A 262-nucleotide genomic window follows, 5' to 3' on the forward strand; every position below is an offset into this window, starting at 1 on the left:
TCGCATCGGTGTTCGCGTCAGTATTCGCATCCGTGTTGGCATCGGTGTTCGCATCAGCGTTATCCGCAGTGTTCACATCGGTGTTCGCATCGGTGTTCGCGTCAGTATTCGCATCCGTGTTGGCATCCGTGTTGGCATCGGTGTTCGCATCGGTGTTCGCGTCAGTATTCGCATCCGTGTTGGCATCGGTGTTCGCATCAGCGTTATCCGCAGTGTTCACATCGGTGTTCGCATCGGTGTTCGCGTCAGTATTCGCATCCGT

At 55.3% G+C, this 262-nt stretch carries 1 protein-coding gene; it reads right to left on the reverse strand.

The annotated features are described in order from the left end of the window. On the reverse strand, window positions 1–262 hold a 262-nt coding region (locus tag AAZQ98_RS17660), incomplete at both ends, for a hypothetical protein (protein ID WP_434694146.1).

It is taken from the genome of Glutamicibacter sp. Je.9.36, assembly GCF_051129975.1.
Taxonomy (GTDB): domain Bacteria; phylum Actinomycetota; class Actinomycetes; order Actinomycetales; family Micrococcaceae; genus Glutamicibacter.